This is a genomic window from Aliifodinibius sp. S!AR15-10, assembly GCF_031569985.1.
GTDB lineage: Bacteria > Bacteroidota > Rhodothermia > Balneolales > Balneolaceae > JAMQKA01.
The window spans coordinates 87247-112053 of sequence record NZ_JAMQKA010000004.1; the positions used below are offsets into that span (position 1 = coordinate 87247).

The 24807-nt window shown below is 47.2% G+C and carries 24 protein-coding genes; 17 read left to right on the forward strand and 7 right to left on the reverse strand.

The window, feature by feature from the left end; genetic code table 11:
* The first annotated feature begins 101 nt into the window (after positions 1-101).
* From NC796_RS04280 to NC796_RS04295, 4 genes are all read left to right on the forward strand, one after another.
* Positions 102-1265 carry a cysteine desulfurase family protein gene (locus tag NC796_RS04280; protein WP_310682426.1) on the forward strand — a complete coding sequence of 388 codons (1164 nt, stop codon included), beginning with the start codon at positions 102-104 and terminating at the stop codon, positions 1263-1265.
* Positions 1265-1804 (forward strand): TIGR00730 family Rossman fold protein, encoded by a 540-nt coding sequence (locus NC796_RS04285; RefSeq protein WP_310682427.1) that lies wholly within the window; start codon positions 1265-1267, stop codon positions 1802-1804. The genes NC796_RS04280 and NC796_RS04285 overlap by 1 nt, the downstream gene beginning before the upstream one ends.
* A gap of 71 nt (positions 1805-1875) precedes the next feature.
* Positions 1876-2289, forward strand: a complete 414-nt coding sequence (locus NC796_RS04290; RefSeq protein ID WP_310682428.1) for a DUF1499 domain-containing protein — start codon at positions 1876-1878, stop codon at positions 2287-2289.
* Between the two features lie 106 nt (positions 2290-2395).
* Positions 2396-2767, forward strand: a complete 372-nt coding sequence (locus NC796_RS04295; protein ID WP_310682429.1) for a hypothetical protein — start codon at positions 2396-2398, stop codon at positions 2765-2767.
* Positions 2768-2770: 3 nt separating this feature from the next.
* On the opposite strand, the gene NC796_RS04300 is transcribed toward NC796_RS04295, so the two are convergent.
* Positions 2771-4654 (reverse strand): long-chain fatty acid--CoA ligase, encoded by a 1884-nt coding sequence (locus NC796_RS04300; protein WP_310682431.1) that lies wholly within the window; start codon positions 4652-4654, stop codon positions 2771-2773.
* Between the two features lie 241 nt (positions 4655-4895).
* Between NC796_RS04300 and NC796_RS04305 the strand changes: the two genes are divergently transcribed.
* On the forward strand, positions 4896-5399 hold the full coding sequence (locus NC796_RS04305; protein ID WP_310682433.1) for a transcriptional repressor: 504 nt from the start codon (positions 4896-4898) through the stop codon (positions 5397-5399).
* 7 nt (positions 5400-5406) lie between these two features.
* Here the strand turns inward: NC796_RS04305 and NC796_RS04310 are convergent, their stop codons facing one another.
* Together NC796_RS04310 and NC796_RS04315 are read right to left on the reverse strand one after the other, a co-directional pair.
* Positions 5407-5883, reverse strand: coding sequence for a GNAT family N-acetyltransferase (locus tag NC796_RS04310; RefSeq protein ID WP_310682435.1), 477 nt, complete (start codon positions 5881-5883; stop codon positions 5407-5409).
* Between the two features lie 16 nt (positions 5884-5899).
* Complete coding sequence (locus NC796_RS04315; protein ID WP_310682437.1) at positions 5900-7498, reverse strand: glycoside hydrolase family 28 protein; 1599 nt, start codon at positions 7496-7498, stop codon at positions 5900-5902.
* 238 nt (positions 7499-7736) lie between these two features.
* Here NC796_RS04315 and NC796_RS04320 point away from each other — a divergent pair, with 238 nt between their 5' ends.
* Positions 7737-8915, forward strand: coding sequence for a hypothetical protein (locus NC796_RS04320; protein WP_310682439.1), 1179 nt, complete (start codon positions 7737-7739; stop codon positions 8913-8915).
* 34 nt (positions 8916-8949) lie between these two features.
* On the opposite strand, the gene NC796_RS04325 is transcribed toward NC796_RS04320, so the two are convergent.
* Entirely contained in the window at positions 8950-9423 is a 474-nt protein-coding gene (locus tag NC796_RS04325) for a YbaK/EbsC family protein (protein WP_310682441.1), read from the reverse strand.
* Between the two features lie 314 nt (positions 9424-9737).
* Here NC796_RS04325 and NC796_RS04330 point away from each other — a divergent pair, with 314 nt between their 5' ends.
* From NC796_RS04330 to NC796_RS04370, 9 genes are all read left to right on the forward strand, one after another.
* Entirely contained in the window at positions 9738-10682 is a 945-nt protein-coding gene (locus NC796_RS04330; protein WP_310682442.1) for a kelch repeat-containing protein, read from the forward strand.
* 140 nt (positions 10683-10822) lie between these two features.
* Entirely contained in the window at positions 10823-11125 is a 303-nt protein-coding gene (locus tag NC796_RS04335) for a hypothetical protein (RefSeq protein WP_310682443.1), read from the forward strand.
* A 71-nt stretch (positions 11126-11196) separates the two neighbouring features.
* Positions 11197-13368, forward strand: coding sequence for a pyrroloquinoline quinone-dependent dehydrogenase (locus tag NC796_RS04340; RefSeq protein WP_310682444.1), 2172 nt, complete (start codon positions 11197-11199; stop codon positions 13366-13368).
* Positions 13369-13670: 302 nt separating this feature from the next.
* Positions 13671-14363 carry an MliC family protein gene (locus tag NC796_RS04345; RefSeq protein WP_310682445.1) on the forward strand — a complete coding sequence of 231 codons (693 nt, stop codon included), beginning with the start codon at positions 13671-13673 and terminating at the stop codon, positions 14361-14363.
* A gap of 65 nt (positions 14364-14428) precedes the next feature.
* Complete coding sequence (locus NC796_RS04350; protein ID WP_310682446.1) at positions 14429-15166, forward strand: NYN domain-containing protein; 738 nt, start codon at positions 14429-14431, stop codon at positions 15164-15166.
* Between the two features lie 270 nt (positions 15167-15436).
* Entirely contained in the window at positions 15437-16114 is a 678-nt protein-coding gene (locus NC796_RS04355; protein WP_310682447.1) for an O-methyltransferase, read from the forward strand.
* A gap of 693 nt (positions 16115-16807) precedes the next feature.
* Positions 16808-17383 (forward strand): carboxymuconolactone decarboxylase family protein, encoded by a 576-nt coding sequence (locus tag NC796_RS04360; RefSeq protein ID WP_310682448.1) that lies wholly within the window; start codon positions 16808-16810, stop codon positions 17381-17383.
* Positions 17384-17397: 14 nt separating this feature from the next.
* Positions 17398-18270 (forward strand): RNA polymerase sigma-70 factor, encoded by an 873-nt coding sequence (locus NC796_RS04365; protein ID WP_310682450.1) that lies wholly within the window; start codon positions 17398-17400, stop codon positions 18268-18270.
* 71 nt (positions 18271-18341) lie between these two features.
* The gene (locus tag NC796_RS04370) at positions 18342-19112 is read left to right on the forward strand and encodes a hypothetical protein (RefSeq protein ID WP_310682451.1); all 771 of its coding nucleotides are present in this window, start codon (positions 18342-18344) and stop codon (positions 19110-19112) included.
* Between the two features lie 700 nt (positions 19113-19812).
* Here the strand turns inward: NC796_RS04370 and dnaJ are convergent.
* The 3 genes from dnaJ to NC796_RS04385 form a co-directional block, all read right to left on the reverse strand.
* A complete protein-coding gene (dnaJ, locus tag NC796_RS04375; RefSeq protein ID WP_310682453.1) occupies positions 19813-20982 on the reverse strand; it encodes a molecular chaperone DnaJ in 1170 nt (389 codons plus the stop codon).
* Positions 20983-21000: 18 nt separating this feature from the next.
* Positions 21001-21612, reverse strand: a complete 612-nt coding sequence (locus NC796_RS04380) for a nucleotide exchange factor GrpE (RefSeq protein WP_310682455.1) — start codon at positions 21610-21612, stop codon at positions 21001-21003.
* A 217-nt stretch (positions 21613-21829) separates the two neighbouring features.
* Complete coding sequence (locus NC796_RS04385) at positions 21830-22222, reverse strand: VOC family protein (RefSeq protein ID WP_310682457.1); 393 nt, start codon at positions 22220-22222, stop codon at positions 21830-21832.
* Between the two features lie 198 nt (positions 22223-22420).
* On the opposite strand from NC796_RS04385, the gene rsmI reads away from it, so the two are divergent.
* Both rsmI and lnt read left to right on the forward strand, forming a co-directional pair.
* Positions 22421-23104, forward strand: a complete 684-nt coding sequence (gene rsmI / locus NC796_RS04390) for a 16S rRNA (cytidine(1402)-2'-O)-methyltransferase (RefSeq protein ID WP_310682459.1) — start codon at positions 22421-22423, stop codon at positions 23102-23104.
* Positions 23094-24671, forward strand: coding sequence for an apolipoprotein N-acyltransferase (lnt, locus tag NC796_RS04395; RefSeq protein WP_310682461.1), 1578 nt, complete (start codon positions 23094-23096; stop codon positions 24669-24671). Before rsmI ends, lnt begins: the two co-directional genes overlap by 11 nt.
* Positions 24672-24807 lie beyond the last annotated feature (136 nt).

The following is a 24807-nucleotide window of genomic DNA, read 5'->3' on the forward strand; positions in this document are numbered from 1 at the left end:
ATAAACCCATGTTACATCGAAATATGGACGTGGTCAATGCTTTTTTTCTGACCTTTTTTGGGTATCTTTTATTCCTTGAATTGACGAAAAGAAATTGATCTATGAAAACCGTTTACTTTGATCACGCAGCAACAACGCCCGTAGACGAACGGGTTGTGGAAGCGATGATCCCATATTTTACCGAACACTACGGAAATGCCAACTCCACGCACGAGCTCGGCAGTAGTGCAAAAGTAGCAGTGGAGGAAGCCCGTGAAACAGTTGCTGAAATCATCGGGGCCGAACCTGCTGAAATTATCTTTACCAGTGGCGGCACTGAAAGTGATAACACGGCTATCAAGGGCGTAGTGGAAGCGACCGGTAAGAAGGAGGTCATCACCTCTCCACTGGAACATCATGCCGTGTTACATACTGTAGAAGCCCTGAAACGGCATGGCATCAAGCCCGTGTATGTGGAACCTGAAGCGGGCGGAACTGTCTCTCCTGATAAAGTAGCCAATGCCATTACCGACGAAACGGCGCTGGTTTCCCTTATGCATGTCAATAACGAGATCGGTTCCATTAACCCGATCTGCGAAATCGCTGAGGTCTGCGATGAACACGATGTACTATTCCACTCTGATACTGTTCAGAGCATTGGGAAGCTGCCGGTTGATGTAGATGAACTGGGCTTAGATTTTTTGAGCATGAGCGGCCATAAAATTTATGGTCCCAAAGGTATTGGTGTTATGTACATGCGGCACGGCTCGGCCTGGATTCCCTGGATGCACGGCGGCTCACAGGAACGTCGCCGCCGCGGGGGTACGCTTAATGTGCCGGGCATTGTTGGCCTGGCCGAGGCCCTTGAGCTTATCACCAAGAAAAGGGAGGAGCACTGGGAACACTTCAAAAAGTTGCGATCAAAGCTTGCAAAAGGCCTCTATGAAACGTTCGGCGATACTGTTCAGGTAAACGGTCCCGCCGAAGGCCAAGGCGTTCCTCATATAATGAATCTCTCTTTTACCAATCCCTCGGGCGGTGGGCTCGACGGCGAAATGCTGCTGCTTAACCTTGATGTGGAAGGTATCTGCGTCTCCAACGGTTCGGCTTGTACTTCCGGGGCGCTGGAGCCGTCTCATGTCTTGGAGGGTATCGGCATGAAGGAAGATGTCGCCAACTCCAGCATCCGCATTAGCATGGGCAAAGACAACACCGAAGAAGAGATCGACTACCTTATCGAAAAACTGAAACTCGTTGTTGACCGAATGAAAACCGTTACCGCCTGATGAGTGTCAAGAGAGTTTGTGTATTTTGTGGATCCCGAACAGGCAAAAAAACAACTTACGCTGAACAAGCGAGAGAACTTGGCAAATCGCTGGCATCCAATCATATTGAATTGGTCTACGGTGGAGGAGATATTGGCCTCATGAACGTGATTGCTGATGCTGTCCTCAGTTATGGAGGAAAAGTGCACGGGGTGATCCCGGAGCATCTGCTAAACCGTGCGCACGGTAACCTGACAGCTCTCCATGTCACCGATTCCATGCACGAACGGAAAGCGATGATGGCTGAACTGTCAGATGCGTTCATCGCGATGCCGGGAGGTTTTGGGACCTTTGAAGAACTGCTGGAAACAATCACCTGGTGCCAGCTGGATCTCCATGAAAAACCGGTCATACTCTTCAATATGGACGGTTACTACGATTTGCTGATCAAGTTTATCGAACAAGCGGTGGAGCAGGGTTTCATTGCGGATCATAGCTGGGATGCCATTCATGTCATAACGGAAACTGAAGACTGCTTGGATTTGTTAGCCTCTTCCTGATAGTCAGTGTCATATTTTATATCATTTTGTGCACGTTTCTGCTCATGAAAAGAATCTTACTGGTGATTACAATGGCATCTCTTTTTTCGGCCTGTGGCTCCCGTTCATCTGATTTTAATACCGGCGTTGAAGTCACTAATCCACTGCCGCCCTGCCCCGATTCGCCCAATTGTGTGCGCATTTCACAACAATATCCGCAGGCTATTGATGCTGTCTGGGAGACCACGCTTTCTGTTCTACAGGCAATGAGGCCGTATGACATTGAGCTATCCCCCGATGAATACCGGATCAACTCGGTGTTTCTGGTTGTATTTTTCCGCGATGATATGGCAGTTCAACTGGAAGAGATGGATTCCACCACAACATATCTGCATATTCGCAGTTCGAGCCGAGTGGGCTATGGTGATATGGGCGTCAATCGACGCCGGGTTGAAGATTTTTTAGAGCGGATGAAAAAGATTGAAACCAAAAAAGAAAAGAAATAGTCAACACTGGATTTAGCTCGAAATACCGTAAAACTTCACATTTGATTCATGTTAGAATGATATGCTATCGCTGAATTTTCAATATTAAATATTTTATCTGTCTTTAATGGAAAAATTTACTCGTGTTTTCGGTATTATTCTGATCATTTTGGGACTCGCCTCCTACTTTGGGACTGGAATGGTTAGTATCACCGCGTTAATTCCCGCATTTTTTGGTGTTGTATTTCTGATTTTAGGTCTTGCTGCACGCAAAGAGTCTCTGTATAAGCATGTGATGCATGGAGCAGCAGTGCTGGCATTGTTGGGACTTTTCGGCAGTGCTGGGGGACTACTAAACGTAGTATATATGATTGGTGGAAGTTCGGTAGAACGCCCTAGTGCCGCAATTTCTCAGGCCATAATGGCTCTTCTCTGTATTATCTTTATAGGTGCGGCTGTCAAATCGTTCATAAATGCACGCAAAGCGAAAGAAGCCTAGTTTTTAAACGGCGGCATCTGCAAAAATATCCTCGATCAGGTCACCGTATTTTTCTTCTATTACTCTTCGTTTGACTTTAAGTGTAGGGGTCAATTCGCCGCTTTCTACTGAAAACTCATGGGAGACGAGTCTAAAATCACGGATCTTTTCGTGTGATGCCAGCTCATCTGAATAATAGCGAATCTCTTTTTTGAAGATGGACTGAATTTCGTCCTTCGCCAACAGGTCCTCCATCGATTCATAGCGCAAGCCGTTCTCGTTGGCGTATTTCTCCAGGACCTCAAAATCGGGAACTATCAGGGCGGCCATGAAAGGCTGCCGTTCGCCAACCACCACGAGCTGGTCTACCCATTTGCTAGTCTTGAATAGATCTTCTATCGGGCCGGGATATATATTTTTCCCGCCGGCATTGACAATCATATGTTTAATGCGATCGGTGATCTGAAGGTTTCCATCCACAAACCGGCCCACATCCCCGGTATGGAGCCACTCTTCATCGTCAATCATCTCCCGGGTGGCTTCATCATTTTTCCAATACCCTTTCATCACATTGGGACCTTTGCATAAAATTTCGCCCGGCTCGCTGGTCAGATCCGTGGGATAATCCTCACCGCTGAGCTGAGCAATAATCTTATTGTCTTCCAGCCGCTGAATAGCTACCGTAACGCCGGGCAACACCTGTCCAACAGTGCCCATTTTTTCGTGATCATAACTGTTTGCGGCCATAATCGGTGATGTCTCCGTAAGGCCATAACCTTCCAGGATATTGAGTCCGGCCGCCATAAAAAAGTGCCCAATCTCGGCCGGAAGCGCCGCACCACCGGACACAAAAAAGCGAATATTTCCTCCCGTTCGCTCTTTAAGCTTGTCAAATACCAGTTTGTCGGCAACCGGCTTTTGCAGGGCTGTTAACCCACGTTTTCCATCGGCGTACTGGCGCCCCACATCGAACGCCCAGTTGAATATCTTTTTCTTTACAGTACTCCCCTCTTCCACACTCTTGGTAACAAGGTTGTAAATCTTCTCGAAAAGCCGGGGGACGCTCATTACAATGGTGGGGTGAACCTCCGTTAAATTTTTGGCGACGGTGTCTACACTCTCAGCGTAGTAAATCTCGCCGCCACCAGCAATAATAGCATAATACCCGGCCGTACGCTCAAATGAGTGGCAAAGCGGCAAAAATGAGAGTGCGCGATCATTTTCATCAATGTGGATATGCTGGTGGGCCGCCTTTACATTACTGACGATATTACGGTGTGTGAGCATTGCCCCCTTGGGTTTACCGGTCGTGCCGGAAGTGTAGATCAGGGTTGCCAGATCTTCGGGCGCAATGCGTTTTGTGCGTTCATGGATCTCCTCCTCATGCTTGGGATACAACTTAAACCCCTCACTCATTACATTCTCATAAAGCACCACGTAGGGCTCCTCCAGCTGGCTTTCAACACGGGGCTCGTCAAAGGCAATGACCTGTCGTACGTGTTCACAGCTTTCAAAAATCTCGATCGCTTTTTTAAGCTGAATACCTGTTGAGACAAAGAAAAGTTCTGCCTCTGAATTCTGCAGGATATATTCGCACTGGTTTGGCGGTAGTGAGGTATACAATGAGACATTTACTCCGCCCACCAATTGAATCGCGAGGTCTACAACCGCCCATTCGTACCGGTTTTCGCTGAGGATCGCCACGCGATCGCCCTGTTCAATTCCGTGTTCCACCAGGTAAGCCGCCATCGCATTTACATCTTCTGCAACTTTCTCCCACGTAATCGCTTCGTACTCCCCGTTGGGAGACGGTTTCCGTCCAAACGCCGTTTTCTTTTTCCCTTTGTACTTGTTAGTAAGATTTAAAAAGAGTTCAGTCAGCGTTTCAAAAGCTACAACTGTAGGCATAAATTTACCCGTTTGTTCAATTTAATTCCCCGCACATTATGAGATTCATGAATATAACATTCTGCGATGATAATGGAAGAATTATGCACGGATGAATAGAATGCATTATTTAATTACTCACAGATGGCAAAACTGGCAATCGATAAGCCAAAAAACTCAATAAATCAATACTTTTGCTTGTTATACTTTTTCAAATGCCCGACGTTATTCATTATATTGAATTAAAAATCGAATAATTTTTATGGCACATCCAGCAAAAGAAGAGACAATTGACCTGGTTAAGGAGATCTTCAGTTCATATCTGAAGGAACACAACCAGCGGCAAACGCCTGAACGTTTTATGGTGCTCGAGGAAATTTACCGGGCCGACGGCCATTTTGACGCCGACGACATCTTTTTCAATATGAAGGATTCCGGCAGCCGGGTTTCCCGTGCAACGGTCTACAATACGCTTGATTTGTTGGTGGAATGCGGACTCGTGCAGCGCCAGCAGTTTGGTAAAAACCAGTACTTTTACGAGCGTGCCTATGCCTACCAGCAGCACGATCATATTATCTGTAAAGAGTGTGGTTCCGTAATGGAGTTTTGTGATCCCCGCATTCAGGAGATCAAAAGCATGATGGAAAAGATCCACAATTTTAAAATTGAGGGTCACTCGCTTCATTTCTTTGGTACCTGCGGTGATACTGAAACCTGCGAGCGTAAAAAAGATGTGGAAGTTAAGAAAGGAAGTACGGTTAATTAATCGGCTCTTAGTAAGATTTCCGACCGAGCTGTTTCCTCATCTTAAAATTAGTTAACGTAACTCCTCGCGTGAGCACCCGTTGTTTTTTGATTATCGAAAATCCCATCTCTCTAAAGAATGAGAGAGCAGTAATACTTGCCTCTACCTTCAGGGAAGGAACATGCCATTCTCGTGCCCTGGTTTCCAACGCTTGGTATAGTGTTCTCCCTACTCCCCGGCGCTGGTAATCTCGGTGTATATAGAAGCAATCGATATGCCCATCACTTTCCAGCTCACCGAATCCCAGTATTACCTGATTTTGTTCAGCTACAATAGTATACTTTTGGGAGCACTGAACGACCCAATCCCTGAAATTGATATCATCAGGAGCCCACGCCTCAACCTGTTCCCTGGAGTAATCCTCCCGGTTTACAGTTCGCACGGTATCATGAAAGAGCTGGGCAACCTGCTTGGCATCCGATGGTTTAAACCGGCGTATGTTCATTTCCAGTTCCACACAGCTACCAAACCTGTTGTTCGGGTTCACGTTTTATGACATTCAAAGAAACGCCATCCCCAAGCTCGATTTGTTTCAGAGGGAGATCAGGCATTAACATAGACCCGCTGTATTCTCCCCGGATCAGCAGTGGTGCAGATGCTGTTTCCAGGCTGTCGGTGAGTGACACATTTTCAAAGCTGACCTCATAGGAATCATCAACTATCATAGCCCGCTCCTGTGAGGCGATACTAACATCCCGCAGGGTCAGATTTTTCACGCGCTCAATGCGAGCCCCTTCCCCCGCGTTTGTGACCTGTATATTCTGAAGTACTATATTCTCCAACCATTTTTCCGGCAGCCCGATCAGCGAAATGGCCGTTGGCACTCCATCGATCGTTACATTCCGGATATCCACATTCCGAATAAGCGGGGCGGGGCCGGTAGCTTCAGGACCAGTATAAAACGTATTGAAATTAATCGCCTGGTTTTCAATATCCTTCATCTCGATATCCCGGATATAAATATTTTCGATCACGTTACCTCGTCCACGCTCTGTTTTAAAACGAATTCCACGGTCAGCTCCCTCAAAATAGGCGTCGTGTACATACACATTATTGATACCGCCCGAGGTTTCACTACCAAAAACGATGCCGCCACTCCCGGTACGGACATTACGCGCCTCAAAATTACGGACTATAATATTTTTTGTAGGAATATCAATTTGGATACTCTCCTCATTAAACCCTGATTTAAGAACTACAGCATCATCGCCAGTCTCAAAATGGTTGTACTCCACCAGCACATCCTGGGAAGAATCCAGCACGACACCATCGCCATTTGGAGCCCTGAGACTATTCACTGTAATATTTCGAACTATGGCTTTTTTGCTGTATACCAGGTGCACATTCCACATCGGGCTGTCATTCAGGGTGATCCCCTCCACCAAGATGTCCTCCGACTTCCAGAAAACCATGAAATTGGGACGCATTCCTTCGTTTCCAGCACCCTTTCCAAAATCGCGCCGAGAAAGCGGAACTTGCGTTGCAATTCCACGTGGTGGCGCTCCGTGCTCTTCAAACCAGTTCCACCAGTGATCGCCTTGTGCATCAAGGGTGCCCGTGCCCGTAACCGCTACATTCTTCACATTATAGGCATAGATCAGCGGTGAATAATTATAGGCTTCAACACCTTCATACCGCACCGGCACCACCGGCAGGTAATCCTCTTTATCAGTACTGAAATAAAGAGTGGCTCCATCGGCAATGAAAAGGTTGATATTACTCATCAAATGGATTGGCCCTGTCAACCAATCACCCTTGGGGATCAAGACCATACCCCCACCTGCATTATGCGCGGCCTCAATCGCGCGGTGTATGGCATCGGTGTTCTTGAAACTCGAGTCTTTTGACATCGGTTGCGCCCCAAAATCGACCACATTAAAAGTCGTATCCTGGAACCCGGGCCGTTCCAGTTTCGTCATTTCAAACGGGGCATCAATAGGTCCAATTTCTTTTGTCACCTCCTGTTGCGCCAGCAGTCCTTTGCCCCCAACGGCAACAATCAGTGTAAGAAAAATTGTAGTTGTTACTCTTTGAACCCAGGTTCTCAGCAATTTTAACATCTACTTCTTGATTTAACTCATATTCTATTTTTAGATATTTTCCTGCACTTTGTCTTTACAGGGATTAATATCGTTTACAAAAGTTAGAAATAATTGTAATTAAGACAAGAAATAGATCGTAAAATTCCATTTTTCCTGTCTTGTACCCTTATTGTTATAATATGGGTGCAAATAATCTGAACCGTAATCAGGTATTCTAATCTCTTAACATCCAATTTGTTGCAAAACAAAATCAATTATGTGGGGTAACATATCTTTAGCATTGCTTTCCATATTCCTGCTTTTGATAGAGGTGTCTCCGGCACGGGCACAATTTGTTGATCATTTTGAGGACGGAGTGAGCCAGGAATGGAACTATCATTCTGGTGATGGTGCAGCTAAAATGGATTTCACCGGTACTAACGGTTATGCTAAGATCTCTGTTGATGCCACCAAAGACCGTGATAATATCTGGTGGGCACTGATTCGGCGTAATGTGGCACCATATTTGAACTTGGAAGAATTCAACAAACCCGATCGGGAGTTGCGTGTTGATACCCGCATTAAAGCAAGCCATGCTCCACGCCGTGTCAATCTTCATTTTAACACCCAGAAAACCACTGATTTTCATACCCATCTAATGGAGTATGACATCCCCGACACTACAGGCTGGCATACAATCAGCATGACCACCGAGGGATTTGAAGCCGTGGCCGGGGATACAATAAATGCACAAATGGCCCTTATCGACTGGGGCTTGGAGACCTACCAAGTGCAGGTGGACTATTTTAGAGTTGATGTTGTCGATACCGATACGACAGGACCCGACCCCGGAAATCCGGTCGCCTATCACCCGCCGGTACCCGATCTCTCAACCTTTGAGCACAAGGCGAATGTTGCACATGATGCCATGGTTAATCTGGCTTATCCCGACAAAAATTTTAACGGCTGGTATAGTGCTTCAGCCGATGAACGAATTCCTGCATTAACGGTCAGCGACTCGCAGTATGTTATCCTTCGCTGGGACTTTACCTCATTGTCTCAAAAGGAGGTAGAAGGGTATGGCGTCTTGGAGCTCACTACTAGGTCCCTACAGCGTATGGATACCGACCCACCGGAATTTGGACAGGTTCGCATAGTGGAAATACTCACCGGGGCTGCCGACTGGAACCAAGAAACTGTGACGCTTTCCAGCCTCTCTCGCGGGAAACCACTGAACGAGGTATTTAATCCCCAGATGATTATCGATACCCGTATTTCCGGCGGAAACCAACGTACCACTCGCATCACCATCTCCAAACCGGCCTTGCAGCGGCTCGTCAGCGGTCAAACTATCGGCTTTGCACTCCGTCCGCTTGGTCCCATAAACGCCAGCTTTTACTCCTCAGAATATGCTGACGGAGCCTATGCGCCCGCGTTATATTTCAACACAAAATGATGCAAGAAACATCATAAATATTCGCTCTCCTGCCTCAGTAGTGATGTTTTACTGAAACCGGGACAATATTTGGATTTGCCAGGTCTTCGAAATCCTGGTAAGCCATCCGAACCAACTCACGATGAGTTCCCGCATTGAATGCGATCTCTTCATCATCAGTAAGTGATTCAGCCACAAGAACTTCCATATCGTAAAGATTCCCAAACGGCGGCATAGCCCCTACTTCACAGTCGGGGAACATACCACTGAATTCATCTTCAGAAGCCAGTGACACCTCTTTTGCTCCTAACTGTTCTTTAACCTGGTCAAAGTCTACATCATGAGTTGAGGGCAGAACCAGCATTTTGAGATCACCATCCACTTTCAGGATCACCGTCTTTGCCATTTCTCGCCCCGGTATGTGCGCCGAAGCGGCAACTTCCTGGGCCGTAAACGCTTTTGAGTGCTTGATGACGACATATTTTTTGTCGTTATCGTCCAAATATTCCGTCAGTCTGCTGAGTGGCATAACAACCTCCCGTCTTATTTGAGACGTTAGTTTTATATTTCAAAGTTAATAAAAGAAAGTGCAGTTTATCCAACCTCTTGCCTGACTAATGCATCCAATCCAGGGGAAATCCCATGTTTTAATTTAACAAAATTAATAATTTAATCCCGAACCAGTTCGTTGCGACCATTAATTTGCAATAATGGAAGAAACCCGGCAATTTCCTGCCGTCATAGAACCCAACAATAAACTACCAACTCATGAAGCTCTCTGCATCAAATTGTGCAAGTACAGCATCAACCATCCTCTGTTTAATATTGCTTTCAGTACTAACAATGACAACACAGGCACAAAGCCAGGAGAAATGGACGACATTATCTTCTGATACTGAGCCGCACCACCGCCACGAAAACGCCTACACAAAGGTTGGGGACAAGCTCTATTTGCTGGGTGGACGCGGTGAACGACCGGTGGATATCTATGATCCCGCAACAGGTAGCTGGTCCACTGGAGCTACTGCCCCCCTGCCAATGCACCATTTCCAGGCCGTTACCTCTGACGGAAAAATTTATGTAATGGGTGCCTTTACCGGCGGATATCCTGATGAAGATCCGGTCCCCAATGTATACATCTATGATCCGGAAACTGACAGCTGGACAAGAGGCCCAAAAATTCCACGGCCTCGCGGTGCAGCGGCGAGCGTTGTCTATAACGATAAAATATTTGTTGTCGGTGGCAGCCAGAATGGGCATATCGGTGGACATGTTCGCTGGTTTGATTCTTTTGATCCCGAGACCGGGGAATGGGAGCAACTGGCTGAAATACCGCGTTTTCGTGATCATTTCCAGGCAGCTGTTATTGGCGGAAAACTTTACGCCGCAGGTGGAAGAAGAACGTCACAGGCTTCAGGCCGGGTCTTCCAGCTGACGATTCCAGAAGTAGACGTATATGATTTTGAAACGGGGGAATGGAATCCCCTTCCCCCCACAGGTGATCTGCCCACCGAGCGCGCAGGTACAACCGCTATTTCTGTGGGAAATAATCTCGTAGTAATTGGTGGTGAAAGTGGGACACAGTCGGAGGCTCATTCCGAGGTTGAGGCTTATAACACAGAAACCGGGAAATGGCAGTCACTGCCCCAGCTGAATATGGGTCGCCACGGCACCCAGGCGATTGTCCATGATGGCAAAATTTACATTGCTGCGGGATCAAAAGTGCGCGGCGCTGAAGAGATCAATACGCAGGAAGTGCTGTCAATTCCATCTATGCTTATGGAGTAAGCTTCAGCAGTGCCCCCGTTGGGAGGGAGTTGCACTCCCGACGAAATATTTAAATTAGAAGCATCTATAATATGGTGATAATCTTTATTTAACGAATCAGAGGTGCAGACATCAGTCGCTCTGTCTTCTATATTAAGCTGGTGCATTCTCTGCTGTTCTTCCTTATCGGGATATGCACTCTTTATGTGCTGTATACCGTAGCTTTCGACCAGATCACGACGATAACCTGGATCGCATTTTCAATAGTTCTAGCCGAATTGATTATCCTGGTCTGGAATGATTGGCAGTGCCCACTAACCATATTTGCAGAAAATAGTGGTGCTGTGAGAGGCTCCGTCGCCGACCTTTACCTGCCCGGTTGGTTAGCCGATCACTTGTTCAAAATATTTGGACTTCTTTTTATTGTCATATGCCTGATGCTGGCCTGGCGTATATTTTGGTGAATTTGATTTAATATTTGCCTTGCTGGCTAGTCGATTTAACATAGTTCGTCATTATTAACAGGGATTTTGGGATGAATACATTATTTAAAAGCGTTCTGTGGACTTTTTTGTGCATCATATCTTTAATCATTTTCTCCTGTAGTTCAAATACTGATTCTGAAAAATATACTACCTGGGAGATCTACGGCGGGGGCAATGAATCCATTCGATATTCCACGCTCGATCAGATCGATACTACGAATGTAACCAGCCTGGAGAAAGCCTGGACCTACCACACCGGCGATGCCGATACCGCCAAAAATTCACAGATTCAGCACAACCCGATCATCATCGGCCACACGCTTTACGGTGTAACGCCCAAGATGAAGCTCTTTGCCCTGAATGCCGCCACTGGACAAGAAGAGTGGGTCTTCAATCCCATTCCCGATACTGCTGAAATCAATCATGGAATTACCAACAACCGGGGTGTGGCCTACTGGGAAGATGGTGATGACCACCGAATTTTGTACGTAGCCAATTCTCAACTATTTGCTGTTGATGCGACTACCGGCGAACCTGTTCCCTCTTTCGGTGAAAATGGAAGTATCCCGCTGGCCACCGGGCTCGGGGAAGAAAGCCGGGATCTTTACGTTTCCGCAACATCTCCGGGTATTGTGTATGAGGATCTGCTTATCCTGGGATCACGCGTTTCAGAAGGAGCCGATGCCGCTTCAGGAGATATCCGGGCGTTTAACGTGCGTACAGGTGATCTCGAGTGGACCTTTCACACCATCCCGCATCCCGGCGAAAAAGGCTATGAGACCTGGGAAGATCCCGAGGCCTGGAAACGTATCGGCGGCGCCAATAGCTGGGCGGGCATGAGTCTGGATGAAGAACGTGGCATAGTTTTCATTCCCACCGGCACGGCATCGCCCGACTTCTACGGTGGCAACCGCAAAGGGGCAAACCTCTTTGGCAATACGTTGCTGGCCCTGGATGCTGCCACCGGTGAACTAATTTGGCACTACCAGACGATTCACCATGACCTCTGGGACCGTGATCTCCCCTCCCCGCCCAGCCTGGTGACGGTAACCCATGACGGGCAGCAAATTGATGCCGTCGCCCAAACCACTAAAACAGGCTATGTTTTCCTTTTCAACCGAGAAACGGGTGAACCACTGTTTCCTATTGAAGAGAAGCCCGTACCCACTAATTCTGAACTGGAAGGTGAAGAGGTGTGGCCCACGCAGCCCGTACCAACCAAGCCAAAGCCCTATACCCGCCAGCATCTCAGTGAGGTTGATCTTAACCCTTTCGTATCGGATGAGGTCCGTGAAAAACTAAGGAAACGACTCCAGGAGCTGGACAGCGACCATATATTTGCTCCGCCCTCGCTTAACGGCGTCTTGATGTATCCCGGCTATGATGGAGGCGCAGAATGGGGCGGCAGTGCCTTCGATCCCGAAACCGGCCTTCTGTATGTCAACAGCAATGAAGTGCCGTGGACCCTGACCATGATCCCGGCCGGAGAGGAGCAGCCCGCTTCATCCCAACAGCCACAAGCAATGGGACGCAATTTGTACATGAGTAACTGCGTCAGTTGCCATGGGCCTGATATGGATGGAAGTGGCAATAATCCAGCAATCCAAAATGTGGAGGATAATTATGAAGCTGATGAGCTGTTGAACCTGGTCAAAAATGGCAGGCGCATGATGCCGGGTTTTGGTCACCTGGGGGAATCGGAGACCAAAGCGATCGTCAATTATCTGCTGGAAGAGGATTATTACGATATTTCAGCTAACCAGGAAGTAACCAATAGTGAGTCGCGCACCTCTCCCTATGTGATGACCGGCTACCATAAGTTCCAAACACCTGAAGGATATCCTGCCAGCAATCCGCCCTGGGGAACGCTAAACGCCATAAACCTGAATACCGGTGAGTATGCGTGGAGAATTCCGCTGGGCGAATATCCTGAACTGGCAAAACAGGGCATCTCAACCACAGGCACTGAAAATTACGGCGGCCCAGTGGTGACGTCCGGAGGTCTCGTACTTATAGCGGCTACCCTCGATTCCAAAATCCGGGCATTCCATAAAAAGACGGGGGAACTTCTGTGGGAAGAACAATTGCCGGCCGCGGGTTTCGCTACGCCAAGCATGTATCAAATCGACGGGAAACAATACCTGGTGATTGCCTGCGGTGGGGGCAAACTGGGAACAACTTCCGGAGATGAATATGTGGCTTTTGCATTGCCAACTGAGTAGAGAATCTCCCATCCAGACGATGTATTAATAATATTATTAATACGTTTAGGGGTTAAAAAAGCTTCCGTGTCATCCTGAACTTGTTTCAGGATCTGGTAAAGTCTTTTTCCGTTGACACCCAAACAAAACATATCAACGCATACTCGCGATATCAGGAACAGGTTGGATGACATCAAGATCTTATTCAATTAATCCGACCCTTATTAGCTAATCTGACACCATAATAAAGTGGTTTCATTCCGCGTATCACATCAGCAAAAAAATGCTTTTCTTTAGATGAGTTCTAAAGCAAAAATTTATTCATGCAACACCATCGATTCCTATCTTTAATTGCCTTGGCTGTTTCACTGGTTATGCTTGTATCATGTTCGCAAGAACAGGAGAAAGAGCCATCCCCTACCCCCCATCCCAAACCTGAGCCCACGGGAAAAACGTATGTCTACAATTGCCTGGAGGCCGCCAACATCATTGTCAAAGTGGACACCGCTGACGCCTGGCTTTTCCTGCAGGATACCACGGTGCACCTTCCCCAGGCTAAATCGGCATCCGGGGCTCGCTTCATGACAGAAGATTACCTGTACTGGTCGAAAGGTGATGAAGCGCTTGTCGAAATTGACAACCAGAGCTACGGGTATTGCGACGTGGACCAAAAGGAAACCGTCTGGGCGGATGCGCTGCTGCGGGGAGCCAGCTTCAGGGCCGCAGGAAATGAGCCAGGTTGGTACCTTGAGGTCTATCCCGACAGCATTAAATATGTGCTTGACTATGGAGAGCGGACACTGGTTACCCCGTCACCGGAACAAGAATTTAATACTGAAACCACCGAAAAAATTTATAAAGTAGAGACTGAAGAACACAACGTTACGATACGCGCTACCGATGAGTCTTGTACCTCCATGGCCGGAAAAGAGTTTGAATCCACCGTTTACCTGGCAGTAGATGGAAAAGAATACCAGGGCTGCGGGAAAGAGCTTCGGTATGAAATGCGGTACTAATTCCGACGGAGCTTTTTCTTTATATTCCAGTGTCAATTAATCTTAAAGCCCAAAAATCCAATCCTATGGATGAAGAAATTACGCATAAACTAGCGGTGCTTATCGATGCTGACAATGCGCAACCCTCGATTGTAGAAGGACTTTTGGCCGAGGTTGCAAAGTTCGGGACAGCAAATGTTAAACGCATCTATGGCGACTGGACCTCTCCCCGCCTGAGCAGCTGGAAAGATGTATTGCTCCAGCACTCCATACAGCCGATACAACAGTTCGGATATACGCGTGGGAAGAACGCCACCGACAGCGCCATGATTATCGATGCGATGGACCTGCTGTACAGCGACAAGTTTGACGGTTTTTGTCTGGTTTCCAGTGACAGCGATTTTACGAAGCTGGCGGCTCGGCTACGTGAGTCAGGACTGGTAGTGTATGGGTTTGGAGAACAGAAAACGCCGGAACCGTTTGTCGCTGCCTGCGACAAATTTGTATATACCGAGGTATTGCGGGATGAAGAGGATGATCAAATAGAAACAAAGCAGAAGTCCACTAACGAACTCAAACAAGATACAAAACTTGTAAACCTCCTGCGTAGTGCTGTTGAGGCTTCTTCTGACGAGACCAACTGGGCGCACCTGGGGCCCGTAGGCAGCTACATTGCAAAACAGTCGCCTGAGTTTGATCCCAGGAACTATGGCTTCCATAAATTGGGCGAATTGGTAAATGCCACGAAGCTTTTTGAGATGGAGGAGCGTCCTGTGGGAGAAGGGCAGTCGAAAGCGATCTATATAAAAGACAAGCGGAAGTGATTAATGATGAAATATATTTTCTAGTTCCGTGCTTTCAAATTGATTTTGGTTTTTTTGAATTTCCCGGTTTTCGGTCTCCCTTCCTCCCTTTTCCATTTCATAGCTTATCTCGTTCCGTTTCTCTGGTGCGGAACGCTGTAAATCCACTTCTGGTGGTCGGCGGTACAACAGCCTCCCAACAGTCTTTTTGACTCTTTTCAACCAGCTCAATTTGCAGTTATTTCATCAATTGCTAATTTGGGGTCTTCTACTCAACAAAAGGAGCTTATCATGAGACTACTGACATTCTTCTTACCTGCTCTAATTATTTTTGTTTTTGCCAGCATGCCGATCTCGGCCCAACTGCTGGAGGGCGGCGGTGAAGGCCCTATTGACAACCCGATTCAGCCCAGGGATGAAGCTGAAGAAAAAATCCTACACGCGCTCGAAGAGGTCCGATCGGGGCCCAGCTATGCCAATGTTTCGGTACGTGATGGTCGCCTGCTCCGGTTGCTCACTGAATCCACCAATGCGCAGCGTGTAGTTGAAATTGGGACTTCAACCGGCGAATCTTCGGTCTGGTTTGCCCTGGCGCTGCGGACCACCGGCGGGCACCTCTACACGCATGAAATTGACGAGAAACGAGCCCAGATAGCGCGCGAAAATTTTAAAAAAGCAGGTGTTGAAAACCTGATCACCCTTATAGAGGGCGATGCTCACGAAACAGTAAGTCGATATAAAGAGCCGATCGACATCCTGTTTTTGGATGCGGACAAATCCGGGTATCCTGATTACCTGCAAAAGCTGTTGCCACTTGTTCGTCCGGGTGGACTCGTCATCGCTCACAACATGCGTTACCCCGATCCGTCCCCCGAATATATTGAGGCAATCACCCAAAATCCCGAGCTGGAAACACTTTTCCTGCTCATGGACAGTGCTGGCATGGGCGTAACGATGAAGAAGAGGTAAGCTAATCGATACGATAATTAGGGATTCCTCAGACCCCGTTCAACTAATTGCTAGTCAATGCCTTCGGGGATTTTACATGCCAAGTTGGTGCAAGGTTTTCTCATCTGCAATCGAATTTCCTTTTATTTCACCAAGTCCATGTACAAGTCTGTAACCCTGATTTAGCGAAAAACTGCTAATGCACTCTTAGGGTGTTCATTTTTTGTATGACCAAAAAACGAACCAAAAAATCCCAGATATTCTCTTTTTCGGGCCTATTAGAGCTCATTGCTTTTCTGCTCCGTTCGCTTTTAAGCAAATTAACTGCAAGGATTTTCTGGACTTTGGGCGGAGCCATCGTCTAAGAACTGTGTTTTTTCGAACATACCTCAGACTTTTTGAGTAGGCTCTAATTATAGTAATTATAAATTTCAATTCAGTGTTTAATGTAGTGAAGTGAATAGAATAGCAGGGTTAAACGGCTCTAAGAATCCGGCCTTGGTAAAGTTGACCGCCCGGAAGGATCGGAGAGAAGCGTAAAGAAAAAATCTGTGATTTTTTTATTCCGACAGCTGTCGGAACGGGGATTTTTTGGTTCGTTTTTCATCACTAAAAAATGAACTCTCCAGTAAAATTATTTAAATGTCACGTTTCCCCGACCCATCTCGTCATAGGTATGTAAATGTTTCTTGATAACCCAAAACCCAACATACTATGACTATAACTACTGCAGAACTTCAGAAAGATTCTCACCCAAGGCTTACGCCCATTGAAAACCCGGATTCCATAAAACTGAAACTGGCATACTGGTTCACAAAGCGAAAGGTCGGGAAGGTAATCACACCCCTCAAAGTCCTCTATGCCCGCTTTCCCCAGGCACTGGGACTCTCCAAAGAGCTGATGGACCTGGATCAATTTTTTACCATTTCCTCGCGATTAAAACACCTGATCAAGGTATATGTGGCTACACTGAATGGCTGCGCTTTCTGCATCGACATCGGGAAGGCATCAGCTAAAACTAAGGATATAGATTCCTCTATTTTTGATGACCTTATGCAATTTGATGAGAGCGAGTCTTTTACAGCAGCCGAGAAATCGGCGCTCTCATATGTTGATGAGGCAACCAGGAACAAGCATGTTTCTGATTCTACGTTTAATCGCCTAAAGCAGCACTTTGATGAGCAGGAGATCGTGCAGATTACGCTTATCAATGCAATTGAGAATTACTATAATTTGATGAACGCTCCCATGAACATTAGCTCTGATGAATTGTGTGAACTGTTGAGCTAAATCATTTAAAAGGTATGGACCAATTAACAACCATTTTTGAAGAGCACCGTTCGCGCCTATTTCAGATCGCTTACGGTATGCTCGGCCGGGTTGCAAAGGCTGAAGACGCGGTACAGGAGGCTTATCTCCGTTGGCAAAAGCTGGACCTGGAGCAAATTCAAAACCCTGCAGCCTACCTGTCTACCATCGTCAGTCGCATCTGTTTGGACCAACTCAAATCAGCAAAAAACCGTCGGGAAAAATATGTAGGCCCCGACCTCCCCGAACCTCTCCTGGAATCAGACAAAGACAATCCACAGCAACAAACAGAACTGGCTGAATCGCTTTCAATGGCCCTGCTGGTCGTCCTGGAAAAGCTGACCCCAGTGCAACGCGCAGTATTCCTGCTGCATGAAGTGTTCGGGTACAATTACTCGGAAATTGCCGGCATGATCGGTAAGTCGAAAGCTCACTGCCGAAAAATCGGGCAGCGGGCACGTGACCATATCCAGGAGGGGCGCCCCCGGTTTGATACCGACAAAGAGAAACAGGAGAAACTGCTTCACTCTTTTATGGAGGCAGTACAACACGGCAATATCGCCAACCTCGAAAAAATGCTTGCCGATGATGCCATCCTGTATTCCGACGGCGGTGGCAAAGTCACAGCTGCACGAAGGCCTATTTTCGGAGCCAACAAAATTGCAAGATTTATGGTTGGCATACGCAAGCAACAGCAGGATCATGCAGTAGAAGTAGAGTTCACAGAGGTCAATGGGGTACCGGGGCTGGTCGTTCATATCGCGGATAAACTGCACAGCGTCTGGTCTTTTGAAATAGCAGATGGAAAAGTCCAGCATATTTATACCGTACTCAATCCTGACAAACTCAGCCACCTGTCCCATACGTAACCAATTGTTGCTTTTTGGGAGAAGAATGGTAGTTTGGGTGAGTCAGTTTTCATGTTTCACCCGAAGAACCTATGCACCGAGATCCCAAAATAAGCGAAACAACCCCATTCGGGGCACATAGTGAGATGGTTGCCCATCCCGGTGGAAAATCGGAACGTGAGGTTGAGCTGGCGATATTCAAAGACCATCGCTACTCTTTTTTCTACTGGCTGAAATGGACTCGCTTACTCCAAGAGTCCGGACAGATATCAGAATCGGAATCGCCAACGCTGGTTACCATAGACTGGCACCGTGACCTGGCACCGCCCTCCGATTCTGACAAGGAGGCATTGAATTCGCTTAACCAGCAGGATCTGGAAGAGGTTCGGGATTTTACGGTATATCAACTCGACCCCCATAACGACGGGCACGTACTGTCAGCGGCCTGGCTGAATGTGATTGGCGATATCATCCTACTAAAAAATTACGGGATGGAACAGAAAGACCATTGGACTGATCGGGATGGACATAACCATCAAATCATGGAATTTACCTCCATCGATACATTCCAGTCTGAAATAACTGCACGAGATGGGCCGATGTATCTTGACATCGACTTGGATTACTTCATCAAAAATAAGGTGGCCCCCTATCAACGAACAGATGTTCAGATCTATAAAGATGAGGAAATAGAGTCGGTCATTGATCCGCAAAATCCGTTATTTCAGCATATTCTTAAGTACCTTGAGGGAATCACGCTTGCATCCGAACCGCGTTACTGCGGGGGTATCCGAAACAGCAATCATATTTTGGAAGTGATTCTCAACCAGCTTTTTACCCAGGATATGGAGTGGAGACAATAGCCAAGTTATTTGGTATTTCAGTTACAAATTACTGTTGTCCGGTAAATTTTGGAAATCGCCACCTGGAGTCTTTATCGTCATGCAGGTGTTCTTTTTTAGTGATAAAAAGGAGCAGCTGGATTGGGATGAGAGGTCTACTTTATCAGATAGGAGTCTTATTCCCATGTAGTGTTCATTTTTTGTACGGCCAAAATCCGCCGGGAGTCGGACTAAAGAACTGTATGTACACCAAAAAAGCCGCCAAAGAATCCTAGATGTTGTACTATCCTGCCTATACATAGCCTATTGCATTGGAACATCACTCATCTTTTCAATAACCAGCTGCAGGGATTCTCTTGACTCAGAAAACCTTGTTAATTTCTTACTTATAGCTCTATCAACAAGAAGAAAAACCGAAGCATCTTTGCCTGATGTGGGCTGCAAAAGAAATCCTTTCAAAACCTTCTGAAGTTCGACCTAACATCAACAGTTCAACGGTTTAAATCTCGGAAATCACAGATTTTTTCTTTACGCTCCGCTCTGATCCTCTTCCAGGCGGTTAACTTTACCTAGGCCGGAATTCGTAGATTGGTCTTTCTGTAGACTACCTATTTATAGAGGGATCCTACCAGGTTTTTTCCAAAAAGGATATTTAACAACGTAAATACTTTGCCTGAAAGATTGAATACCCCAGACATTACTGATTACTGATAAAACAAAATCAGGTAAACACATCCTTGATTTTGGAGAAGAATCCTTTGCCATCATCTTCTTTGTTTTCGGCGGCAAAATGCTCTTGTCCCCTCAGCGCCTCAACATGCTTCCGCTCTTCTTTGGTGAGGTTACCGGGAATATAGACATTCACCCTGATAAACTGGTCGCCGCTGGTGGATCTGTTCAGATTCTGAATGCCTTTGTCCTTCATCCGCAAAAGCTTGCCGGGTTGTGTGCCCTCCTCAATTTTAATTTTTGCTTTCCCTTTGAGGGTGGGGACTTCCACTTCGGTGCCAAGGATGGCGTCAGGAACACTAAGGACTAAATCGTAATAAATATCGTCACCGTCACGCTCAAAGTGCTCGTGCTCTTCCTCTTCAATGAGAACAATCAGGTCGCCGGCTTCTCCTCCACGAATTCCGGCATTTCCCTGCCCTCGCATCGTGATGTAATTACCTTTGGAAACACCGGCGGGGATACGAACTTTGACAGTCTCTTTCCCTTTGTAGCGGCCTTCCCCGTGGCACTTTGAGCATTTATTCTTGATAATCCGTCCTTCGCCGTTACAATCGGGGCATCGCTGCACATTGACCATCTGTCCCAGCATCGTGCGGTGAACCTGCCGGACCTCACCCATACCATTACAGGTGCTGCAGGTTTCGTAGTCGTTCTCCGTTTCCGCACCGGTACCGTTACACTCGTCGCATTTGACCTGTTTCTTAACCTTAAGCTTTTTCTCGGTGCCAAAGGCGATCTCTTCAAGCCCCAGCTCGACACGAAGTTTCATATCGGAGCCCGGCTGCCCGGAGGAACGACGTCCCCTGGAGCGACCGCGCCCACCTCCGCTGAACTCACCGCCAAAAAAGTCGGAGCCGAAAATCTCGCTAAACCGGCTAAAAATATCTTCAAATCCAACATCCTGGTACTGGCCTCGACCGCCAAATCCACCACCCCCATTTACGCCCTGGTGGCCAAATTGGTCGTACTTGGCACGTTGCTGCTCATCACGGAGTACCTCGTAGGCCTCAGAGGCTTCCTTGAATTTCTTCTCTGCTTCCGGATCATCGGAATTGCGATCCGGGTGGTATTGCATCGCCAGCTTGCGATAGGCTTTTTTAATTTCATCCTGGCTGGCATCCTTGCTAACTCCAAGAATCTCGTAGTAGTCGCGGGGCATACTAAATTTATCCTTCCCTTATTCGCTTACAATTACTTTTGCGTGACGGATGGTTCGGTCGCCCATGCGATATCCATTTTCCAGGACTTTCAGCACGACATCGCTGCCAACGCTGTCATCTTCCGGCTTTTGGCTCATCATTGCATCGTGCAAATCCACGTTAAACGGCACCATCTCCTCATCGATCCGTTCAACACCATATTTATTCAATACTTCTTCAAACTTGTTGGCGACCAGCTCAACGCCATCCATAAAATTCTCATTAACCTCCGTCTCATCAAATGCTTTCAGTGTACGCTGCAGATCATCATTGATCGGCAGGAAGTCTTCCAGCGCCTTGGCTTTGGCTGTTTCAAAAAGCTGGGTGCGCTCACGCTGAAAACGCTTCCTCACATTCTCCAGTTCAGCCGCTTTCCGAAGATGGTTATCTTTGGCAGTGTCGACCTCATCCTTCAGTTCTTCAATCAACTGGTCTTGCTCCAGGAGCTTCTCGATAAGCTCTTCCTTTTCGAGCTCCGCATATTCCGTTTCCTCGACAGGTATCTTTTCCTGTTCCTGTGATTGCTGTTCAGCAGAATCCAATTCCTCATCCTGCTGCTCTTGTTTCACCTTTTCGTTGGTTTCGCTCATATCCTTTCAATTTTAGAAATTCCGTAATCGCTTCGTCAATTGCTTACCTTTTTATGCAAATAACATGCCACCAACCTAAATGTGACATTTTGCTGTCAAAGTTACGCAATGCTGGATTTTTTAGAAGTTAGTAGTTGGATGTTGGATAATCCATTTCTCTATAATCTCCGGCCTCTAACTTCCAGCTTCCAGCCTCAAACTTCTAACTTCCAACCTTTTACTCATCGTCTTCTTCGTAAAAAACTTCGATCATATTACCATCGGGATCAGAGATAAAAACAAAACGTCCTCTTTTTCGGTTCGCGGGACCACTCAAAATGCTGACCTCCTGTTCTCTGAAATACTCTGCCAGCTCATCCACTTCGTCGGGAGAATCCACATAAAAACCGAAATGATCAACGCGGTAATCGCGCGAGCTGGGATCATAGCTTGTTTCTGCCTCTACCAGTACCAGGGTATCCTCATCTCCAACCTGGTAGACCGCCATGCTTTTTCCCATCTTGCGGAGCAGTTCAAAACCCAGAACCTCTCCGTAAAACTCTTCCGCTTTTTCGATGTCATTAACCCTGATAGTGATGTGATTAAGTCCCGATGGATTGAATTTTGCCATGTTGTTGCGTTTAGTCTGCGAAGTTAATTAAAGATTTTGTCGTGACGGGTGAGCTCACTAGTCATGAGAAAATACAATGTTTATCGACATATAATTCGATCACCCGTTCAATGTCGTTAATTCACTCATTAACAGCCCTGATAATAACGTTTTTAGCTGTTATCTTCATCCAGATCTTAAACTCAAGACTGACCAGCAGTGGCTACACTTTATATCGTTGCAACACCTATTGGAAACCTGGATGACTTCTCTCCCCGGGCGGTGGAGGTCCTGAAATCTGTTTCCTACATCGCCTGTGAGGATACTCGGAGTTCAGGCATTCTCCTGAAAGAATACGGTATTGATACACCTACGTTCTCATTTCATCAGCACAACGAACATCAGAAAGTGGACTACCTGGTTCAACTTTTGGATGCGAACCAACCGGTAGCGTTGATTTCTGATGCAGGCATGCCGGGTATCTCTGATCCCGGGTTCCTGGCCGTGCGCGAGGCATATCAATATGGGCACAAAGTCACTGTTATCCCGGGACCCGATGCCGCCACGACGGCAGTTGTGGCAAGCGGATTGCCATGTGATCGCTACGTTTATGAAGGATTTCTTCCCCATAAGAAGGGGCGGCAAAAGCGGTTGAAACAACTATCTGCCGAAGAACGAACGATCATCTTCTATGAAAGCCCGTATCGTGTGATCAAGTTGCTGGAAGAGTTGAATGAACATTTTGATCCAGGCCAATGGGCAGCCGTATGCCGGGAGCTGACAAAAAAATTTGAAGAAGTTGTCAGGGGTAGCCTGTCAGAATTACTCACCGAGTTTGAAAGCCGCGATGAACTAAAAGGTGAATTTGTGATCGTTGTAGCGCCGAAAGGATATGATGAATAAACTAAATTCCATCTCTTCAAATTTATGGTCTAACAAATGGGCGCTGAGTATCCTGTCCGGTTTGCTTCTGGGCCTGAGCTATCCCCCCGTGCCCTTCCCGTTTTTGATATTCCCGGCCTGGATTCTGCTTTTTCGCCTCTTAGAGCTCACCGAGACCAATCGCGGTGCGGCTTACTGGAGTTACATTTCATTTGTAATATGGAACCTGATCACTACCTATTGGCTGATGTTGGCCACAGTGGCGGGGGGCATAGCGGCGATTCTGGCCAACTCTGCGGTCATGACCATCCCGATTGTTTTTCAGCGGCAGTTTCAAAAGAAGCTGAAGTCACCCTGGCTCATCGCCCTGTTACAGGCCGCGGCATGGATCAGCTATGAGTTTTTGCATCACAATTGGGACCTGGCCTGGCCCTGGTTGTCACTTGGCAATGCGTGGTCTAACGTACCGGGACTGGTGCAATATATTTCCCTGACCGGCTACTGGAGCATCTCATTTTGGGTCTTGGTTACGGCCAGCCTGGCCTGGCAGGCGGTCAAAACTTCGGATAGACGTCTTGCCCTCGGGGCTGTGGCGGTGGTATTGCTGTTTCCCGCAGTCTCGCTCGTCCAGTATTACAGCACATCATTTTCGTCTGACAAAAAGATTGAAGCTGTGGTGGCACAGCCTAATTTTGACACCTATCAAACCTACGGGGGCTATGGAAATGTATTTGACACGCAGCAAGTGCTATACAATCTCTCCGACTCTGTCCGCACCGACTCCACCGACCTGGTGCTTTGGCCCGAAAACGCCGTGCGGGGATCATTGACCTCCCGCGAAATTTCCGGTTCCACGACGCTACGGGTAAAAAATAATCTCAGCCAGAGGGCAAAAGAATGGGATTTAACCCTTATTACCGGGACAACATACTTTGAATACTTTTATGATGAGAAGATGCCGCCGCTTGTCCGGAATCCCGAAACGGATCCTTTTCTATACTACAATGCGGCGTTGAGTTTTTACCCCGATCAAAAATATGAGGTATATCGGAAGTATAACCTCGTTCCGATTGTGGAGCGCGTTCCTTTTGTACAATTCCTAAACGCGATCGACATTTTGGGGTGGGTGAATTGGCGTGACGCGCAGGGATATGGCAAAGGCACTAAGCCACAACAATTCCGGGTCGATGGCACCCAGACCCCGGCACTTGTGTGTTACGATTCAGTGTTCCCAAACTGGGTTCGCCAGTATGTTAGCCAGGGTTCCGGTTTTATCAGCATCATAACCAATGACGGATGGTGGGGCAATACCAGTGGACATCACCAGCATTTTGCGTATGCCCGACTGCGGGCGATAGAATTCCGGCGCTGGATTGTGCGAAGTGCGAACAACGGAATTTCCGGCATCATTAATCCCCATGGGAATATCGAGGTAAAAACAAATTATTGGAAGAAAACCGCATTCCGTTATGATGTGCCCGTGCTGGAGGAACAAACACTCTACACGCGCTGGGGCGATTGGTTTCCCATCACAATGGTTGCGATGACAGCGTTTGGTTTTGGACTTATCCTGGTTCGCAAAAAATAGTTCGGCTCTAGAGGGGTTAATATTCAGCCCTCGGTTCCCCTACCTCACTCCCGGGTGCTGTGTATAAAAGTTCGTACCAAATAAACGTTTTTCCTCAAAAAATGCTTTCGTAAGGAAAAACTAGTCATATCCGCAT

Coding starts and splice junctions, on each gene's coding strand:
- NC796_RS04385 (WP_310682457.1), bottom strand. CDS start 22,222: ATGGCAAAATTCAATCCATCGGGACTTAATCACATCACTATCAGGGTT.
- NC796_RS04310 (WP_310682435.1), bottom strand. CDS start 5,883: ATGAACATACGCCGGTTTAAACCATCGGATGCCAAGCAGGTTGCCCAG.
- NC796_RS04325 (WP_310682441.1), bottom strand. CDS start 9,423: ATGCCACTCAGCAGACTGACGGAATATTTGGACGATAACGACAAAAAA.
- lnt (WP_310682461.1), top strand. CDS start 23,094: ATGATGAATAAACTAAATTCCATCTCTTCAAATTTATGGTCTAACAAA.
- NC796_RS04345 (WP_310682445.1), top strand. CDS start 13,671: ATGCAACACCATCGATTCCTATCTTTAATTGCCTTGGCTGTTTCACTG.
- NC796_RS04305 (WP_310682433.1), top strand. CDS start 4,896: ATGGCACATCCAGCAAAAGAAGAGACAATTGACCTGGTTAAGGAGATC.
- NC796_RS04370 (WP_310682451.1), top strand. CDS start 18,342: ATGCACCGAGATCCCAAAATAAGCGAAACAACCCCATTCGGGGCACAT.
- NC796_RS04320 (WP_310682439.1), top strand. CDS start 7,737: ATGTGGGGTAACATATCTTTAGCATTGCTTTCCATATTCCTGCTTTTG.
- NC796_RS04315 (WP_310682437.1), bottom strand. CDS start 7,498: ATGTTAAAATTGCTGAGAACCTGGGTTCAAAGAGTAACAACTACAATT.
- NC796_RS04340 (WP_310682444.1), top strand. CDS start 11,197: ATGAATACATTATTTAAAAGCGTTCTGTGGACTTTTTTGTGCATCATA.
- NC796_RS04300 (WP_310682431.1), bottom strand. CDS start 4,654: ATGCCTACAGTTGTAGCTTTTGAAACGCTGACTGAACTCTTTTTAAAT.
- NC796_RS04285 (WP_310682427.1), top strand. CDS start 1,265: ATGAGTGTCAAGAGAGTTTGTGTATTTTGTGGATCCCGAACAGGCAAA.
- NC796_RS04350 (WP_310682446.1), top strand. CDS start 14,429: ATGGATGAAGAAATTACGCATAAACTAGCGGTGCTTATCGATGCTGAC.
- NC796_RS04290 (WP_310682428.1), top strand. CDS start 1,876: ATGGCATCTCTTTTTTCGGCCTGTGGCTCCCGTTCATCTGATTTTAAT.
- NC796_RS04280 (WP_310682426.1), top strand. CDS start 102: ATGAAAACCGTTTACTTTGATCACGCAGCAACAACGCCCGTAGACGAA.
- NC796_RS04360 (WP_310682448.1), top strand. CDS start 16,808: ATGACTATAACTACTGCAGAACTTCAGAAAGATTCTCACCCAAGGCTT.
- NC796_RS04330 (WP_310682442.1), top strand. CDS start 9,738: ATGACAACACAGGCACAAAGCCAGGAGAAATGGACGACATTATCTTCT.
- NC796_RS04355 (WP_310682447.1), top strand. CDS start 15,437: ATGAGACTACTGACATTCTTCTTACCTGCTCTAATTATTTTTGTTTTT.
- NC796_RS04365 (WP_310682450.1), top strand. CDS start 17,398: ATGGACCAATTAACAACCATTTTTGAAGAGCACCGTTCGCGCCTATTT.
- NC796_RS04380 (WP_310682455.1), bottom strand. CDS start 21,612: ATGAGCGAAACCAACGAAAAGGTGAAACAAGAGCAGCAGGATGAGGAA.
- dnaJ (WP_310682453.1), bottom strand. CDS start 20,982: ATGCCCCGCGACTACTACGAGATTCTTGGAGTTAGCAAGGATGCCAGC.
- NC796_RS04295 (WP_310682429.1), top strand. CDS start 2,396: ATGGAAAAATTTACTCGTGTTTTCGGTATTATTCTGATCATTTTGGGA.